Origin of the sequence: Shimia sp. R10_1, from assembly GCF_017744095.1 — a bacterium.
Lineage (GTDB): Bacteria > Pseudomonadota > Alphaproteobacteria > Rhodobacterales > Rhodobacteraceae > Shimia.
Map to the genome: position 1 here is coordinate 124,443 of NZ_JAGHQX010000003.1, position 17,272 is coordinate 141,714.

A 17,272-nucleotide genomic window follows, 5' to 3' on the forward strand; every position below is an offset into this window, starting at 1 on the left:
AACTTAGCAAGGCACAAAAATGACAACGCGCGCCGTGGTTCTGGGTGTAGGCCACTACTTACCGGAACGGGTCGTTCCAAACGCTGAGTTTGAAAAAACCCTTGATACGTCAGATGAATGGATTCGCACGCGCTCGGGCATTGAGCGTCGCCATTTTGCAGCTGACGATCAGACAACGTCTGATTTGGGCAGCCTCGCGGCAAAAGCCGCACTGAAGAGTGCTGGGCTTGAAGCCAACGATCTTGATGCCATTGTAGTGGCAACATCGACCCCTGATCTCACCTTTCCTTCAGTCGCCACCATGGTGCAGCAAAAAATCGGCATGACGCGCGGCTTTGCATTTGACGTTCAGGCTGTGTGCGCTGGTTTTGTCTTTGCCCTCACCAATGCCAATGCTCTGATCGTTTCTGGTCAGGCGAAACGCGTGATGGTGATTGGCGCGGAAACCTTCAGCCGGATCATGGATTGGACTGACCGCGCGACTTGCGTGCTGTTTGGCGATGGCGCAGGTGCACTTATCCTTGAAGCCCAAGACGGCACTGGTGAGGCCTCTGACCGCGGTATTCTCAGCGCAGATCTCAACTCAGACGGTCAGTACCGGGATATGCTTTATGTGGATGGCGGTGTCTCCACGTCTGGAGAGGCAGGCAAACTGCGCATGCAGGGCAATGCACTCTTCCGCCAGGCCGTGGAAAAGCTGACTTTTACAGCCCAAAACGCGCTCGATAAAATTGGCGTAGGACACGACGATGTTGCATGGATTGTGCCACATCAGGCCAATATTCGCATCATTCAAGGCACAGCCAAGAAACTTGGCATCCCGATGGATCGCGTGATTGTGACAGTACAGGACCACGGCAACACATCTGCGGCCTCGATACCGCTGGCGCTATCGGTCGGCGTGGCCGAAGGCAAAATCAAGTCAGGCGACCTCATTGTCACGGAAGCAATCGGTGGCGGTTTGGCTTGGGGATCCGTAGCACTGCGCTGGTAGAAATACCGCGTAAACCTTTGTTGCGTATCAAAGTTAAACGGGGCTGGCACAGCCCAAGTCATTGACTTATAAAATCCCATACCTCTATGGTTTTGAGAGATTTAGAAAAAGGGGGGACTTATGACTGGCAAGACATTGACCCGGATGGACCTGAGCGAAGCCGTATTTCGTGAAGTGGGCCTTTCCCGAAATGATTCCTCGCAACTCGTCGAGAGTGTGCTCGCGCACATGTCAGATGCCTTGGTGCGTGGCGAGCAAGTCAAAATCTCGTCTTTTGGCACATTCAGCGTACGTGAAAAAGCGGCGCGTGTTGGCCGTAACCCAAAAACCGGCGAAGAAGTGCCTATCAACCCACGCCGCGTGCTCACGTTCCGACCATCTCACCTGATGAAAGACCGCGTCGCGGCGGGCAACAAAAAATAAGAGAGTAACGTCCCATGGCGAAATCCCGGGAGGCCTTTCGCACAATCAGCGAAGTGGCGGATTGGCTGGGTGTGCAGACCCATGTTCTTAGATTCTGGGAAAGCAAGTTCTCTCAGGTAAAGCCGGTGAAACGCGCTGGTGGACGCCGGTACTATCGTCCGCAGGATATGGAGCTGCTCGGCGGCATCAAGAAACTGCTGCACGAAGACGGCATGCCGATCAAAGATGCGCAAAAATTGCTGCGCGAGATGGGCGTGAAGCACGTCTCGTCGCTCTCCCAACCGGTGGACCAAGACGCGCCAGACGCCAAAGGCGCAGATATCGAAGACGCGGTTCAACGCGAGTCGGCAGAGCCCCAGGCAGATGTATCCGAGGCCTCGGGCGAAATGGAGCAACCTCTGGCGCTTGCTGGGACAGAAGATGCATCTCCAGATGCAGAAGACGACTCAGAAAGCTTTGCGCAAACTGAAGCCGCAGTTGCGTCTGATGAGTCGAAAGCGGATGATGCGCCACAGGATGAGCAGCAGCCCCCGATCGAGTCGCAACACGACCTCTCTCCGTCAGCCGATGAACAACCCACTGAAGAACCGGCAAAAGCAGACTTTGCGGCGGATAGTCAGGGCAGTACACCACTCTTCCGCAATGTTTCGAGCTCAGACGCGCAGCCTCATGTGGCGCCCGAAACCGAAGCAGTCACAGTCTCAGAAAGCAGCGAGCCCGTTCATGAGGACGTTGCACGGCAGCAAGACAACGCGCCCACGGGCGATCTGTTTGACGCACTTCAAGAGCAGGAACCACAAGAGCAGGAACCACTGGACGCGCAGCCAGCGTCAGAACAGGCAGAAGCCCTGCCTGCCGCTGCAACGCTGACTGAAAAGTCAGAGGACGCCGCTCCAAGCTTGTTGACTGGAGCCCCCGTCTCTCAAGAAGAAGCACCCACAACCCCGACTGACCACCCCAATGATCCGGCTGACGCATTGCGCTCGTCTGGAGGATCCGTTGCATCTCTACAGTCTGGGTTTGAAAATGCTGCACCAAACTCAGAACAGACACTGAGCCAAAGTGCCGAAGCGCCCACTCAGGAGGTTTTGAAGCCAAGCAGCGGCGTGTCTGGCGCCCCTGCACAAACCGCGCCTGAAGAAACCGCCACACCATCGGCACCTGCATCGCCCCCCACCGCCAAAACAGCGGTCCCTGGCCCTGCCAAGATGTCTGAAGAAGAAGACAGCAAAGATGCGTTTTTGCGCGTGTTCACTCAGACCGTGCATATCGCGCCGCAGAACCAGTCTCGTGCAGCTGAACTTCTTGCAAAACTGGAAGCATTGCAGGCGCGGGCAAGTTAATCGGGAGAGGGCGAGAAAAGGTGCGATTTTTGACTTGCTCCCGCCCTCAATTCCGTTATGAACAGCCCATCGTCGGGCTATGGCGCAGCCTGGTAGCGCGTCCGTCTGGGGGACGGAAGGTCGCAGGTTCGAGTCCTGCTAGCCCGACCATTCACAAACGCCCGTGTGCCGCAAGGCCCGGGCGTTTTGTATTTCCGGGAGGACCACAATGACCGGCGTATTGCCCAGCCAAACCATTGAAACCATGCTGACAAACGGCGAAATTCGCGTGTCAGAACCGGTTGTCGAAGGCCAGGTCCAACCCGCATCACTCGACTTGCGTCTAGGCCATGTTGCTTATCGCGTGCGCGCTTCTTTCCTTGCGGGGCAAGAACGCACCGTTGCGGAGCGGCTTAACGAGTTTGAGATGCATCGCATTGATCTCACCGAAGGCGCGGTCTTGGAAAAGGGCTGCGTGTATGTCGTGCCTCTCATGGAAACACTGGCACTGCCAGGCAATGTGCAAGCAGTGGCCAACGCCAAGAGTTCGACTGGCCGATTGGATCTGCTCACACGCACAATCACCGACGGTGGCACCGAATTTGATCGCATTGCGGCTGGCTATGCCGGACCGCTCTATGCAGAAATCTGCCCGCGCAGTTTCTCGGTTCTTGTGCGTCCAGGAATGCGGCTCAATCAGATTCGGTTTCGCGCCGGCCAAAGCCTATTGTCTGATGCCGACCTAAGAACGTTGCACGGCCGAAGCCCTCTGGTCGATGGCGAAGCAGTGATTGATGATGGTCTTGGCTTTTCCGTGGACCTGAAGCCTGCAGAGGGCACTTTGGTGGGTTACCGCGCCAAGCCCCACACGGGTGTGATCGATCTTGAAAACATCGGTCACTATGACCCAGCGGAATATTGGGAAGAGCTGCACAGCTCTGATGGGAAGATCATCCTTGATCCGGGCGCATTCTACATTCTGGTGAGTCGCGAAGCCGTGCACATCCCGCCCGCTTATGCCGCGGAAATGGCGCCGTTCTTGGCAATGGTGGGAGAGTTTCGCGTACACTACGCAGGGTTCTTTGACCCTGGCTTTGGCCATGCCGAGGCCGGAGGGACAGGATCACGCGGCGTTCTGGAAGTCCGCTGTCATGAAGCCCCGTTCGTGCTCGAACATGGTCAGGTTGTTGGACGTTTGGTATACGAGCGTATGGCAGACGTGCCCAGCCAACTCTATGGCGCAGGGATTGCCTCCAACTATCAAGGGCAAGGTCTGAAACTCAGCAAGCACTTTAAAGCGGCCTAAATAGGCCGCCGCAGTCGCTGCCCTCGGATGATCAGAATTTGTTGATTTTGCGCATCGCGCGCATGGCTTGTTTCGCTTGTTTTGCACCCTGAGGATTGACCTGAGCCCCCTGCCCGTCATTGCCACCAGCAGACGCATTGTTCTTTGCCTTGCCCTGCGAATTGGACATGGCTTTAAACCCGGCGTTGATGCCGCCGTTCACAAGCCGTCGAACAACCTGTCGCACGACCATATTGATAAGTTGGTTTGCGTTCATGTTACACGCTCCCTGCTGCCTCGCGCCCAACATAGGCGAAAAATAAGCCGAATTTAAGACCCTCAAAACCAGTTGGCGGAATTGTGTTAGTCCTCAAACAACTCCGACTGCCCTGTCGTGGCTTCCTCTTCGTCATCACTATCCGACACACCCAACGGTAAGGTGCCCGGCGGCGGGCGATTTTCCAAAAGCCCAGCGGCACGCAGCTCTTTCAACCCTGGCAAATCTCGTGCGCTTGAGAGACCGAAGTGGTCCAGGAACGCCTGCGTGACCACAAAGGTCACCGGACGTCCCGGTGTCATCTTGCGACGTCCAAAACGGATCCATTCCATCTCAAGGAGTTGGTCCACCGTTCCACGGCTGACACTCACACCTCTGATTTCTTCGATTTCAGCACGGGTGACAGGTTGGTGATAAGCAATGATCGCCAGCGTTTCGATCGCCGCACGTGACAGCTTGCGCGTTTCGACTGTCTCTTTTTGCATAAGAAAACTCAGGTCTGACGCCGTGCGCATCGCCCAGGCATCACCAACCTTCACGACTTGAACACCCCGCCCCTCATAGCGCTTGCGCAGATGCACAAGCGCTTCTGCCGCATCACAGCCATGCGGCATCCGGTCATTCATTTCTTTCACGCTCACAGGTTCTGCGCTGGCAAACAAAATCGCCTCACACATACGCTCCTGTTCTGCAATTGGCGGCGCTTCAAACAGGCTCTCACCCTGCGCAGCCGCGTCATTTTGCGCCGCGGTATGTTCTTCAGTCTCACTCATCCCGGCCATCTCTCCTGCGCAACTCAATCGGCGCAAAGGTGTCGCTTTGCCGAATGAACACCTTTCCTTCTTTGGCCAATTCCAAAGAGGCCGCAAAGGTCGCCGCAGTGGCCGAACGTCGCTTCTTGGGGTCATTTTCCCAACCGGTGGGCAAATAACTCAAAATATCCGTCCACGCACCGGCAAAGCCAATCAACCCGCGCATCCGCTCCAAAGCCTCTTCCATTGTAAAGACGGACTCTCGGTCCATCACAAATGGTCGGAACTCGTCTCGGGTCTTTAGCCGCGCGTATCCCTGCATAAGATCCAAAAGCGTGGCGGTAAACGTCACCTTGCGCACCCGCTCGACGCTCTCCGGGATTCCGCGTGCAAAGAAATCACGCCCCAGTCGGTCACGCGCCATCAGTTTGGCGGCGGCATCCCGCATCGCCTGAAGGCGCTCAAGCTGAAACGCCAGATGCGCCGCCAATTCCTCGCCGGACGGACCTTCCTCTGTCGGATCAGGGGGCAACAACAGCCGCGATTTTAGAAAGGCCAGCCAAGCTGCCATCACCAGATAGTCCGCTGCAAGTTCCAGCCGCAACCGCTTGGCCCGCTCCACAAAATCCAGATACTGCTGTGCAAGCTCCAGAATCGAAATCTTGCGCAGATCTACCTTCTGGGTACGTGACAAGGTCAGCAAAAGGTCGAGCGGTCCCTCAAACCCGTCCACATCCACAATCAGAGCTTCCGCCGCCATGCGTTCGGCAACGGTCATCTCTCCTGCGTCTTCAGGACCTGCATCATCAATGTCAGTTTCGGCCATCGTCTTGCCCGCTCAGAACGCTTTAAGTTCCTCGGCAAGCGCTTCAATGTCAACCGGTTGTGGCGTGCGGGTCACCTGCAAAACCGCCTCAGCCCGTGCTTGGGCCGCATCCGTCATCTCTCCGCTGGCTGCGGCCACGGCCTGACGATCCGCAAATGTGCCATTACAGTGCAAAACAGCATCACATCCAGCCGCCAAAGACGCACGAGACCGCTCCGCAACCGTACCGCTGAGCGCCTCCATTCCGATGTCATCCGTCATGATCAGACCACCAAAACCGATGTCCTCACGGATCATCTGCATCACTGTGGCTGAGGTTGTCGCAGGCGCATCGTGGATTGCATCAAACACAATATGTGCCGTCATCCCCATCGGCAGATCGTTGAGCGCTCGGAACGGCGCAAAATCCGTCTCCAGCTCAGTTCTGTCAACAGTCACCCGAGGCAAATCCAAATGGCTGTCAACAAACGCGCGCCCATGGCCCGGCATGTGTTTCACAATCGGTAGCACGCCGCCATCCATCAGCCCATTGGCCACTGCGCGGCCAATCTCAGCCACCGCCTGACTGTCATCACTATAGCAGCGATTCTTCAGAAACTTGTGTGTCTCGGGACGTGCAACATCCAACATCGGAGCGCAGTCACTGTCGATCCCAAGGCTGCGCAACTCATGCGCAATCATGCGATACCGCACATACATTGCACGTGCTGCATGTACGCCAGCCTGTGTAACTTGATCCAAGGGTGGCAGCCATTCTGTCGCCAAAGGCGCACGCAGGCGTTGCACACGCCCGCCTTCCTGATCAATGGTGATCGGCGCATCATGCGCCACACAATCTCGCAGATCATCACAAAGCGCGCGCACCTGATCAGCGCTCTCGATATTGCGGGCAAACAGAATGAAACCAAAGGGCTTCGTGTCCCGAAAAAGCGCCTTTTCTTCTGCAGTTACACGCAGACCCTCACAGCCGGAAATGACAGCTCCAAACCGGCTCAACGGGTTGTCACCGGGATGCAATCTGCATTCTCAGCCTTCAGAGCAGAGCACAGACGCCGCGCGTCACTCACGTTGTCAAAACCCATTGCACGCAGACGGTAAAACACTCTGCCGCCACTGCTGGCTTTTTGAATCACGCGGGTCTTATCACCGAGGTATGGTTCAAACCGGCTTTGCAGCCGCGCCCACTCCGCACTGGCAATCTCTGCGGTTTCATAAGCGCCAAGCTGCACAAGCCGCGTGCCGGCTGGAATTTCTGATGGGTCAATAGACTTCAGAACACTCCCAACCGCAGCATCAATAGCTGCAATCTGTTGCTGCCGAGGCGATGCTGACAAACCAGCGGGACGCAACACTGGGCGCAAAGATCGTTTGATGCCGCCTTGAATCTCAGGCGTCTCCACCACTTCTGACTCTGGAGCCGCCTCTGTCACTGTCAGCGACACTTCCGTAGGATTGATGTCTGTGACCTCTGCGCCACTCAAAGGAGTCGCACCTGCGGCAAGCTGTTCTGCCAATTCTGTGACGGAAAGCGGTTTGCTCACATCCAGCGGAACAGGTGCCACGATGGGGCCAGCTGCGGCGAGGGTCAAACTATCGGTTTCGATTTGGGAAGGCACCTGAGCTGGTTTTTGCTCGGCCGCAGGCGCAGTGACTGATGTGGCTGGCGGCGCAACTCGATCACGCTCTGTCAACGCGATGGGGGGCGGCGCGACAATCACCTGATCCGCAGGGGCAGCTGCCCCGCCGTCAGCGGCAACCTCATTGACCATAAGCCCCTGATGTCCAGCCTGCCGCCCACCGGGGTCTTCGGGTTGCACACGCATAGGGCCTTCCAAGGCCCGCACGACCGGCACACCACTCACATCACGCGAAAGAATCTGGTAACCCCAGACGCCCGCACCGACCACCAATGCCACCGACATCAGCATACCAGCACGGTTGACCAAAAGGGCCGCATTCGGGGAGTCGCCCTTGGGCACGCCATGCGCACCCATTGGAAGTTCTGCCATGTTCGCCTCACTGCCCGCGTGCGGTCTCGTATCCGATACGGTGTCGCCGGGGTCGTCTTGCCTTGTCCTCAACCCCGACGAACGTGCAGCTTTAGCGCATCTCTTGCGCCGGAGTTACGCCAAGAATACCAAGACCGGCGGAAATAACAACGGCCACGGCACGTGCGAGCGCAATTTTTGCTTGGCTTGTGGCCACTTCGCCCTCCTGAACAAAGCGCAAAGAGGTGTCCTCATTGCCTTTGTAGTAGAGCGCATGCAGCTCACCCGCCAATTCGTACAGGTAGAATGCGATGCGGTGCGGCTCATTTGTGCGCCCCGCAATCTCAACCAAACGTGGCCATTCGGCGATCTTCTTGGCCACACCAATCTCCGCCTCATGGCCGAGTTTGCTCAGATCAGCGCCAGCCAAAGTGGCATCGTCTGCTGTGATACCTGCTGAGGCTGCATTCTTTAGAACCGAGCACACCCGCGCATGCGCATATTGCACATAGAACACCGGATTGTCCTTGGATTGCTCCAGCACCTTATCAAAGTCAAAATCCAGCGGCGCATCGTTCTTGCGGGTCAGCATCACAAAGCGGGTCACATCTGGCCCCACCTGATCAACAACGTCACGCAGGGTGATGAATGTCCCCGCCCGCTTCGACATCTTGAAGGGCTCGCCGTTTTTGAAGAGCTTCACAAGCTGGGTAAGCTTAATATCGAGCGGCACCTGTCCGTCAGACAGCGCAGAAACCGCCGCCTTCATGCGTTTGACATAGCCGCCATGGTCCGCACCAAAAACATCAATCAGCGCGTCAAAGCCACGGGTGACCTTATCATAGTGATAGGCGATATCAGGCGCAAAATAGGTCCAGCTGCCGTCAGATTTCTTCACTGGGCGGTCGACATCATCGCCATGATCGGTGGAACGGAACAGGGTTTGCTCGCGCGGCTCCCAGTCTTCAGGCTTTTTGCCTTTTGGTGGCTCGAGCACACCTTCGTAGATCAGGCCTTTGCCCTCAAGCTCCGCCAATGCGCTCTCGATCCGGCCTGTGCCATACAGCGACTTTTCGGAGTAAAACTTGTCCATGGTCACGCCCAGCGCCTTAAGATCAGCGCGGATCAAATCCATCATGGCTTCTGTGGCATACTCACGAATTTCAGTAAGCCAAACGTCTTCGCCTTTGTTGAGGTAGGCGTCACCCACCTTCTCTTTCAGCGCTTCGCCAACCGGGATCAGGTAGTCACCGGGATAAGTGCCATCCTCAAACGCCACCTCTTGCCCGTGCGCTTCCTGGTAGCGCAGGTACACAGACCGTGCGAGCACATCGACCTGCGCGCCACCATCGTTGATGTAGTATTCGCGGGTCACGTCATAGCCAACAAAATCCAGAAGGCTCGCCAGCGCATCACCAAACACTGCACCCCGGGTGTGTCCCACGTGCAGAGGGCCGGTTGGGTTCGCAGAGACATACTCTACGTTGACCTTCTTGCCCGCGCCCATGGTGGAGCGGCCAAAGTCAGTGCCACCTTCAAGCGCGGCTTTAACAACATTCTGCCAGAGCACAGGCGCAAGGCGCAGGTTCAAAAAGCCGGGGCCAGCCACCTCGGCCACATCAACACGCGCATCCTCTGCCAACTTGCCAGCCAGCACTTCCGCAATGTCGCGCGGCTTCATCTTGGCTGGTTTGGCTAGAACCATGGCAGCATTGGTTGCCATATCACCATGCAGCGCGTCGCGTGGCGGCTCTACAGCTACGTTTTTAAAGTCGAGCCCTTCGGGCAGTGCGCCCTCGGCTTGCATCGCTTCCAGCGCGTCAATCACCAGCGCGCGGATTTCGGAAAACAGGTTCATCAGACCGTCCTATACATGTCTTTGGTCTTGGCAGATTGCTGCGTGGTTTATCACCACAGTCTGCCACGTCAACGTCACTTGCCCATAAGGCGCGCATGTTGCTGGAGTGCGTAGCGATCCGTCATACCGGAAATGTAGTCCGAAACCATACGCGCCACAGCGGTCTCATCCCCACATCGTCGCAAGTCCTCATGCCAGCGGGTGGGCAACAGCTCTGGCTGCTTAAGATACAGCGGGAACAGCTCTTCGACCACAACCGTCACCTCCTCGCGCATCTTCACCACCGAAGGCGCACGATACATCCGGCTGAACAGAAAGGCGCGGATCTTTTTGAGATCAGCCCACAGTTCTGCGGAGAACTGCACCACAGGCCGCCCGCAGGCACGCAGCTCTTCCACAGACTGCGCACCGACCTCTTCCAAAGCCGCACGTGAGGTCGCGATCACATCACTGACCATCACCCCAAACACGCGGCGCAGCGCCTCATGCCGCCGCCGGATGGCCTCCAGCCCCGGATAAGTCTTATCCACATCCGCAAAAGCATCCCCGACAATCGGCAGAGTGCAGATTTCTTCTTCGGTGAAAAGCCCAGCGCGCAGGCCATCATGCAGATCATGATTGTTGTAGGCTACATCATCCGCCAACGCCGCGACCTGCGCCTCGGCACTTGCATGGGTGTGCAGCTCCAGATCATGCAGCGCGTTGTAGTCCGCCAGCGCATAAGGCAGATCCCCCACAACGGGACCATTGTGCTTGGCAATGCCTTCAAGGGTTTCCCACGTCAGGTTCAACCCATCGAATTCTGCATAATGGCGCTCAAGCGAAGTTACGATCCGCACAGCCTGCGCATTGTGGTCAAAGCCGCCATAGGGCCGCATCAGTGCATCAAGCGCATCTTCACCCGTATGTCCAAAAGGCGTGTGACCAAGATCATGCGCCAGTGCAATGGCCTCGGTGATCTCTTGATTGAGCCCCAATGCGCCGGCAATCGTGCGCGCCACCTGCGCCACCTCAATAGAATGAGTCAGTCGCGTGCGGAAATAGTCGCCCTCGTGCTCCACAAAAACTTGGGTCTTGTGCTTAAGCCGCCGGAAGGCGCTTGCGTGAATGATCCTGTCCCGGTCCCGTTGAAAACACGACCGAAAGCTGCTCTCCTCCTCCGGAATGCGCCGTCCCCGCGCACGTGCCGGATCTGAGGCATAGGGCGCATACATGTGCGTGGTCCTTGTAGCCTGTCCTTCGCTTTTCTATATTGGGTTTTACGCCCGCTTTGAACCGGGCAAATCGTGCGAATAGGACAAAAAATCATGCAGTTGCCGCCGAAAGTGACAGAAAGAGCCTTCGAAAGACTCGCAGAGATTGGCGCCGCCGATCAGGGCCAGGCCCTGCGCGTGGCTGTTGAAGGCGGCGGATGTTCTGGTTTTCAGTATGAAATCAAGCTGGACACCCCCAAGGAGGACGACCTTGTTTTAGAAGGGAGCGGCGAAAAAGTTCTGGTAGACAGCGTCTCCCTGCCGTTTCTGGCCGATGCGGTGATTGATTTCTCCGAAGAGCTGATCGGCGCACGATTTGTGATCAACAATCCCAACGCCACCAGCTCCTGCGGCTGCGGCACCAGCTTCTCGATGTAAGCGGCTGGAATCCATAGGGTGGCAGTGGACTCTACTGTGCAGACAGGTAGCGCTCTCTGTATTCAGGGGTAATATCCCACATCAGCACAAGCCCACTGGCGACAATGAGGACCCCGCCAAGCAAAACTTGCCCTGTGATCGGATCGCCAAAAACCACAGCGCCAATGATCAATGCCCATATAAACTGAATGTTCATAAGTGGTGTAACAACGAAAACTGGAAGCAGCGTCAGCGCCGCAACGCATAAAACACGTGCGCAGAAAACTGCAGCACCATATGCACACACCCAAATGATATCGCCAATTGGCATGGGCAAAAATCCAAAAGGCAGCACGACCAACATGCCACAGCCTACTGCAAGGTTGGGCCAAAACACCTGCGCGAGACAGCCACGATCTTCTCTGGTCATGCGCCGCGCAACCACCAAAGAAACCGCTCCCAGCCCACATCCTAAAATCGCAGAAACGTGACCGACGCCCAGCATAGTATTGTGCTGAAAAAACAGGCAGGTCACCCCAAGACTTCCCACAACCAACGCGATCCAAACAAAAGGCTGTACAGGCTCTTTCAGCAATGGACCGGACAGCAGTGCCACCAGCAGCGGCATCAAACCGATAAACAAAAACATCTCGGCTAACGGCAACAAACGAAATCCGAAATAGAACGAAACGGAAGCCACGAAACCTAGCGCGCTTCGCAGAGCCATGAGCCTAGGCTGACGCGTAGACAATTTTTGGGCGACACTCTCCCCAGGCTTGCAGCAGCACCAAGCTGACACCACACTGAAACCAGCGACAAGAAATCCAGCCAAAGCAAAAAACTGTGCGGGTGGATATTCTTGCGCGATGAGCTTGGTGAGTGAGTCCGCGCCGGTAATCGCAATCGAATAAGCAAAAACCGCTGCGCCCCCAAGTAAACTTATACGATCCAAAGCTAAAATCCAGACAGATCACATCAACATAAAATGAAAAACACCATAAGATGATTTATCAAAAACTAAATCACTCATAACATGTGCATGTGACGATGTCCATTTTCGCGCTTGCTGTGCTCCACTCAGCGTGGGTAGATAGCGCGACACATCCGGATCGCCATAGCGAACAAAGGACAGCCCATGAAAATCGCCACATTCAACATCAATGGCATCAAGGCGCGCATCGAAACCCTGCCCCGCTGGCTGGACGAGGCGCAGCCCGATGTGGCGATCTTGCAGGAAATCAAATCCGTCGATGAAGCCTTCCCGCGCGAGATCTTTGAAGAGCGCGGCTATCAGGTCGAAACCCATGGTCAGAAGAGCTTCAACGGGGTTGCCATCCTGTCCAAACTCCCGCTCGAAGATGTCACCCGCGGCCTACCCGGAGACGACAGCGACGAACAGGCGCGCTACATCGAAGCGACGGTGATGGGCGAAACGCCGATCCGCATCTGCGGTCTCTACCTGCCCAATGGCAACCCAACGCCGGGCCCTAAGTACGACTACAAACTCGCTTGGATGGAGCGTCTGCAATCCCGTGCCGAAGAGCTCCTCGCGACGGAAGAGCCTTTCCTCATGGCGGGCGACTACAACATCATCCCACAAGATGAAGACGCCGCCAAACCCGAGGACTGGCAGGAAGACGCCCTCGCACGCCCCGAAAGCCGCGCTGCCTACCGTCGCCTTGTAAACCTCGGCCTGACAGAAGCATTCCGTGCATGCAATACAGCCTCTGGCATGTATTCCTTCTGGGATTATCAAGCGGGTGCATGGAACCGCAACAACGGCATTCGCATCGACCACTTCCTGCTCAGCCCGCAATGCGCGGACCTCTTGCAGGATTGCCAAATCGACAAAGAAGAGCGCGGCCGCTCCAAGCCCTCGGATCATGTGCCAGTTTGGATTGATCTCGCAGCCTGAAACCCTTGGCGAGCCGGTGCGTCGCAAGGCGCACCAGCCGCGATATACAATCATTTGCCAATGATCGCTCAGGCAAGCACGACTTATTCCTGCATCTGCTCGAGCATCTCAACAACATAGGCCCCCAAGACAGGCACGATCTGCGCCACCCCTTCCGCGTTGGGATGTATCCCATCTGGCTGCATAAGCGCGCGGAGTTGATCCTCGGGCAAATCTCGGATCGCTGCGAAAAAGTCAGGCGCAAGCGTCACATTGTAGTCTGCGGCCAACGCCTCATACAGATTGTCAAAATCCTGCTTGTAGTCCGCGCCAAAATTCATTGGCGCTTGCACCCCGATCAGCATCACATCTACGTCTGCGGCCTGCCCAGCTTCGACGATCCCTGCCAGATTGGCCTTACTCACTGCCGGATCGATCCCGCGCAGCGCATCATTGCCCCCCAGTGACACAATCATCGCATCGACGTCCGGCCCCAAAGTCCACCCAACGCGCGACAAGCCACCCTGCGTGGTGTCACCAGACACGCCTGCGTTCTGCAGTTTTACATCATGACCTTGCGCGACCAGCCAGGCTTCAAGCTGCGGCACAAACCCTGCGCCCTGCGCCACGCCGTACCCATGGGTCAAGCTGTCTCCCAATGCGGCAATCACGACCGTCTCTGCGTTTGCCGCTGAGACGCCTAAAATGCTGAATGCCAATGCCTTGCCCGACAGCGACACAGCCCCATATAGGGAAGAATAAACTTTCAACAGGCGGCCTCCGACATGTCATCCATACTCTCCCTTAAAGATGCGACTTTAGCGCTGGATAGCAATGCCGGACGGATAGAAATTCTGCACGGTATCTCTCTTGATGTGGCCGCAGGAGAAACACTGGCGCTTGTTGGCCCCTCAGGCTCAGGGAAATCTTCGCTCCTCATGCTTATGGGCGGGCTCGAGCGCGCCACATCCGGTCAAATTATGGCGCTGGAACGCGATCTCTCCGCCATGGATGAAGATGCGCTCGCACGCTTCCGCCGTGAAAACATGGGCGTGGTGTTCCAAAACTTCCATTTGATCCCCACGATGACAGCACTGGAAAACGTCGCCACCCCTCTTGAACTCGCAGGGCGGAGCGATGCGCAAGAACGCGCCCGCGCGGAGCTTGAGGCCGTTGGCCTTGCCCACCGTGGAGATCACTATCCAAGCCAGATGTCAGGAGGTGAGCAGCAACGCGTGGCGCTCGCCCGCGCCTGTGCACCGTCACCACGCCTCTTGCTTGCTGATGAGCCAACCGGGAACCTTGATCAGGCAACCGGTGAAACCATTATGGATCTGCTCTTTGATCTGCATGCCAAACGCGACACCACACTGATCATGGTCACGCACTCAAACAGCCTCGCCGCGCGTTGTGAGCGCGTCGTGCGTTTGCGTGACGGACAACTGGACAATGAAACACATCTGACCTCCGTCGCGACAGAGGCCCGCGCATGAGCCTGTCAGCCGCAACGCGCATCGCACGTCGGGAAATCCGGGGCGGCCTGCGCGGCTTCACCGTGTTCCTCGCTTGCCTGATCCTTGGCGTCGCCACCATTGCCGCCATCGGCTCTGTCCGCAGCGCCATCCAGACCGGTCTCAGCACAGAGGGTGCGACCCTCTTGGGCGGGGATGCGGAGATGAGTTTCACCTACCGCCGCGCCACCGAGGAAGAGCGCGCTTGGATGGCCGCCAACACCACAGCCACCTCTGAAATCATTGATTTCCGCTCCATGGTGGTCGTACCACGCGAAGGCGGGACCGAACGCGCCTTGGCACAAGTCAAATCTGTCGACACCGCCTATCCGTTGGTTGGTGCGGTCGCATTGTCCCCAGACATCTCGCTTGAGGACGCGCTGAAGGGCCAAGACAACCTCCCCGGCGCTGTATTGCATGGCCTACTGGCCGATCGGCTCGCGCTCTCCCCCGGAGACACCTTCCAACTGGGGTCACAGCGCTTTGTCTATATGGCCCGCCTCGAGCGTGAGCCGGACACGGGTGATGGCTTCTCCTTCGCCCCCCGCGCGCTTGTCTACACGAGCGCCCTATCAGAAAGCGGCCTGCTCGCGCCCGGCACGCTTTTCACGTCACACTACCGGCTAAACCTGCCTGACCAAGTGGATCTCGCCGCGCTCGAAGCAGATGCCCGCGCGGCTTTTGAAACCACCGGCCTGCGTTGGCGGGACAGCCGCAACGGCGCGCCGGGCATCACGCGTTTTGTCGAGCGTTTCGGTGCTTTCTTGATCCTTGTCGGCCTTGCGGGCCTCGCAGTAGGCGGCGTGGGGATCTCCACGGCAATCCGCGCCTATCTTGCGCGAAAAACCGAAACCATCGCCACCTTGCGCAGCCTTGGAGCAGAGCGCCGCACGATCTTTCTCAGCTACTTTTTGCAGATCGGTTTTGTGGCCCTCATCGGCATCACCATTGGCCTGCTGCTTGGTGCTCTGCTGCCCATCGTGCTCGCCCCTCTGATTGCGGCGGTTCTCCCTTTTCCGGCCAATTTTGCCCTCTACCCGCTGCCGCTGATCGAAGCCGCGCTCTACGGTACCCTTGCAGCGGCCATTTTCACGCTCTGGCCTTTGGCACGCGTGGAAAACGTCCGCCCAAGCGCGTTGTTCCGCGACCAGCTTGGGCAGACCCGCCACTGGCCTGCGGCCCGCTACATCCTCACCGTTGCCGCCCTCATAGCCCTGCTGATCGCACTGGCCAGCTGGCTTTCTGGCTCAACACGCCTCACAATCTGGTTCGCTGGCGGCGTGGCCGTTGCCATGCTTGCCCTGACAGCAGCGTCAGCAGGCCTACGAGCCCTGCTCAACCGCCTCTCCCTGCGCATGCGCCAATCCCCGCAAGTCCGCTGGGCGCTGCAATCCGTCGGCCGCGCCTCAGAGGCCACAACACCCGTTGTCTTGTCCCTTGGGCTTGGCCTCAGCGTGCTGGCAACCGTTGGGCAAGTGGACGGCAACCTGCGCAACGCAATTGCCAGTGATCTGCCCGATGTGGCGCCGTCTTTCTTCTTTGTGGACATTCAGCGCGATCAGATGCCGCTTCTGGAAACCGAATGGGCCAACACCCCGTCGATTCACGAAGTCGAAAATGCCCCTATGCTGCGCGGCGTGATCACCCGCATCAATGACCAACCAGCCAAAGACGTGGCGGGCGATCACTGGGTTATTCGCGGCGACCGTGGCGTGAGCTATGCCAGCGACATGCCAACGGGCACCAAACTCACCGCTGGCACGTGGTGGGATCCCGCCCATGCAGGCACGCCCCAGATAAGCTTTGCCGATGAAGAAGCCGAAGAAATGGGTCTGTCACTCGGCGACAGTATGACCATCAATATCCTCGGTCGAGATATCACCGGCACGGTGACCAGTTTCCGCGAAGTGGATTTCTCCAACGCGGGCATGGGCTTTGTCATCATCATGAACGAAGCCGCCCTTGCCGGCGCACCGCACAGCTTCATCGCCACCGTCTATGCGGATGCCGAGAGCGAAGCAACATTGCTCAAAGACGTGTCTGAAACCTATCCCAATATCACGGCGATCCACGTGCGCGATGCCGCGCAACAAGTCTCGGACCTTGTGGCCCAACTGGCCAACGCGACCACCTATGGAGCCTCCACAATTTTGCTGACAGGTTTGCTGGTTATCTTTGGGGCCGCGGCGGCAGGTCAGTCTGCACGCACCTATGAGGCGGCGGTGCTCAAGACCCTTGGGGCGACTCGCAGTCAGATCCTCAAAAGCTTCGCATGGCGCGCCGCACTGCTTGGCGGCGCGGCAGGTGCCGTTGCTCTCGCCGTAGGTCTGCTCGGCGGCTGGGCCGTGATGCGGTTTGTGATGGAAAGCGACTTCATCGTGATCTGGCCCAACGCACTCTCGATCCTCACCGCGGGCATCATTGCCAACCTGCTGGCCGGGCTGGTCTTTGCCTGGCCCTCACTGGCCACACGGCCTGCCCGCATCCTACGGGCACGCGACTGACGCAGAAAAGCCGGGCACAACACCCGGC

The 17,272-nt window shown here is 57.6% G+C and carries 17 protein-coding genes and 1 tRNA gene; 9 read left to right on the forward strand and 9 right to left on the reverse strand.

Annotation, left to right across the window (positions count from 1 at the left end; translation table 11 throughout):
- Positions 1 to 19: 19 nt before the first annotated feature.
- The 5 genes from J7413_RS07525 to J7413_RS07545 all read left to right on the forward strand — a co-directional run bounded on the left by J7413_RS07525 (position 20) and on the right by J7413_RS07545 (position 4,045).
- Entirely contained in the window at positions 20 to 994 is a 975-nt protein-coding gene (locus J7413_RS07525) for a beta-ketoacyl-ACP synthase III (protein ID WP_209097462.1), read from the forward strand.
- Positions 995 to 1,114: 120 nt separating this feature from the next.
- Entirely contained in the window at positions 1,115 to 1,417 is a 303-nt protein-coding gene (gene ihfA, locus J7413_RS07530) for an integration host factor subunit alpha (RefSeq protein WP_209097463.1), read from the forward strand.
- 14 nt (positions 1,418 to 1,431) lie between these two features.
- Entirely contained in the window at positions 1,432 to 2,760 is a 1,329-nt protein-coding gene (locus J7413_RS20500) for a MerR family transcriptional regulator (protein WP_247743396.1), read from the forward strand.
- A 73-nt stretch (positions 2,761 to 2,833) separates the two neighbouring features.
- Positions 2,834 to 2,910: transfer RNA gene (locus J7413_RS07540), tRNA-Pro, on the forward strand.
- 58 nt (positions 2,911 to 2,968) lie between these two features.
- Positions 2,969 to 4,045 carry a 2'-deoxycytidine 5'-triphosphate deaminase gene (locus J7413_RS07545; RefSeq protein ID WP_209097464.1) on the forward strand — a complete coding sequence of 359 codons (1,077 nt, stop codon included), beginning with the start codon at positions 2,969 to 2,971 and terminating at the stop codon, positions 4,043 to 4,045.
- 31 nt (positions 4,046 to 4,076) lie between these two features.
- On the opposite strand, the gene J7413_RS07550 is transcribed toward J7413_RS07545, so the two are convergent.
- From J7413_RS07550 to J7413_RS07580, 7 genes are all read right to left on the reverse strand, one after another.
- Positions 4,077 to 4,301, reverse strand: coding sequence for a hypothetical protein (locus J7413_RS07550; RefSeq protein WP_209097465.1), 225 nt, complete (start codon positions 4,299 to 4,301; stop codon positions 4,077 to 4,079).
- Positions 4,302 to 4,387: 86 nt separating this feature from the next.
- On the reverse strand, positions 4,388 to 5,074 hold the full coding sequence (gene scpB, locus J7413_RS07555) for an SMC-Scp complex subunit ScpB (RefSeq protein WP_247743397.1): 687 nt from the start codon (positions 5,072 to 5,074) through the stop codon (positions 4,388 to 4,390).
- Positions 5,067 to 5,879 carry a ScpA family protein gene (locus tag J7413_RS07560; RefSeq protein ID WP_209097467.1) on the reverse strand — a complete coding sequence of 271 codons (813 nt, stop codon included), beginning with the start codon at positions 5,877 to 5,879 and terminating at the stop codon, positions 5,067 to 5,069. Before J7413_RS07560 ends, scpB begins: the two co-directional genes overlap by 8 nt.
- A 12-nt stretch (positions 5,880 to 5,891) precedes the next feature.
- Positions 5,892 to 6,875, reverse strand: a complete 984-nt coding sequence (nagZ, locus tag J7413_RS07565; RefSeq protein ID WP_209097468.1) for a beta-N-acetylhexosaminidase — start codon at positions 6,873 to 6,875, stop codon at positions 5,892 to 5,894.
- A complete protein-coding gene (locus J7413_RS07570) occupies positions 6,872 to 7,888 on the reverse strand; it encodes an SPOR domain-containing protein (protein WP_209097469.1) in 1,017 nt (338 codons plus the stop codon). Before J7413_RS07570 ends, nagZ begins: the two co-directional genes overlap by 4 nt.
- A 91-nt stretch (positions 7,889 to 7,979) precedes the next feature.
- On the reverse strand, positions 7,980 to 9,725 hold the full coding sequence (argS, locus tag J7413_RS07575) for an arginine--tRNA ligase (protein ID WP_209097470.1): 1,746 nt from the start codon (positions 9,723 to 9,725) through the stop codon (positions 7,980 to 7,982).
- 74 nt (positions 9,726 to 9,799) lie between these two features.
- A complete protein-coding gene (locus tag J7413_RS07580; RefSeq protein WP_209097471.1) occupies positions 9,800 to 10,939 on the reverse strand; it encodes a deoxyguanosinetriphosphate triphosphohydrolase in 1,140 nt (379 codons plus the stop codon).
- Positions 10,940 to 11,032: 93 nt separating this feature from the next.
- On the opposite strand from J7413_RS07580, the gene J7413_RS07585 reads away from it, so the two are divergent.
- On the forward strand, positions 11,033 to 11,356 hold the full coding sequence (locus tag J7413_RS07585; RefSeq protein ID WP_209097472.1) for an iron-sulfur cluster assembly accessory protein: 324 nt from the start codon (positions 11,033 to 11,035) through the stop codon (positions 11,354 to 11,356).
- Positions 11,357 to 11,387: 31 nt separating this feature from the next.
- On the opposite strand, the gene J7413_RS07590 is transcribed toward J7413_RS07585, so the two are convergent.
- Positions 11,388 to 12,287 (reverse strand): DMT family transporter, encoded by a 900-nt coding sequence (locus J7413_RS07590; protein ID WP_209097473.1) that lies wholly within the window; start codon positions 12,285 to 12,287, stop codon positions 11,388 to 11,390.
- A gap of 183 nt (positions 12,288 to 12,470) precedes the next feature.
- Between J7413_RS07590 and xth the strand changes: the two genes are divergently transcribed.
- Positions 12,471 to 13,250, forward strand: coding sequence for an exodeoxyribonuclease III (gene xth / locus J7413_RS07595; protein ID WP_209097474.1), 780 nt, complete (start codon positions 12,471 to 12,473; stop codon positions 13,248 to 13,250).
- Positions 13,251 to 13,333: 83 nt separating this feature from the next.
- On the opposite strand, the gene J7413_RS07600 is transcribed toward xth, so the two are convergent.
- The gene (locus tag J7413_RS07600) at positions 13,334 to 13,999 is read right to left on the reverse strand and encodes an arylesterase (RefSeq protein ID WP_348538731.1); all 666 of its coding nucleotides are present in this window, start codon (positions 13,997 to 13,999) and stop codon (positions 13,334 to 13,336) included.
- A gap of 15 nt (positions 14,000 to 14,014) precedes the next feature.
- Between J7413_RS07600 and J7413_RS07605 the strand changes: the two genes are divergently transcribed.
- Positions 14,015 to 14,722: an ABC transporter ATP-binding protein gene (locus J7413_RS07605; RefSeq protein WP_209097475.1), complete on the forward strand. Its 708-nt coding sequence runs from the start codon at positions 14,015 to 14,017 to the stop codon at positions 14,720 to 14,722.
- The gene (locus J7413_RS07610; RefSeq protein ID WP_209097476.1) at positions 14,719 to 17,244 is read left to right on the forward strand and encodes an FtsX-like permease family protein; all 2,526 of its coding nucleotides are present in this window, start codon (positions 14,719 to 14,721) and stop codon (positions 17,242 to 17,244) included. The genes J7413_RS07605 and J7413_RS07610 overlap by 4 nt, the downstream gene beginning before the upstream one ends.
- The last annotated feature ends 28 nt before the right edge of the window (positions 17,245 to 17,272 follow it).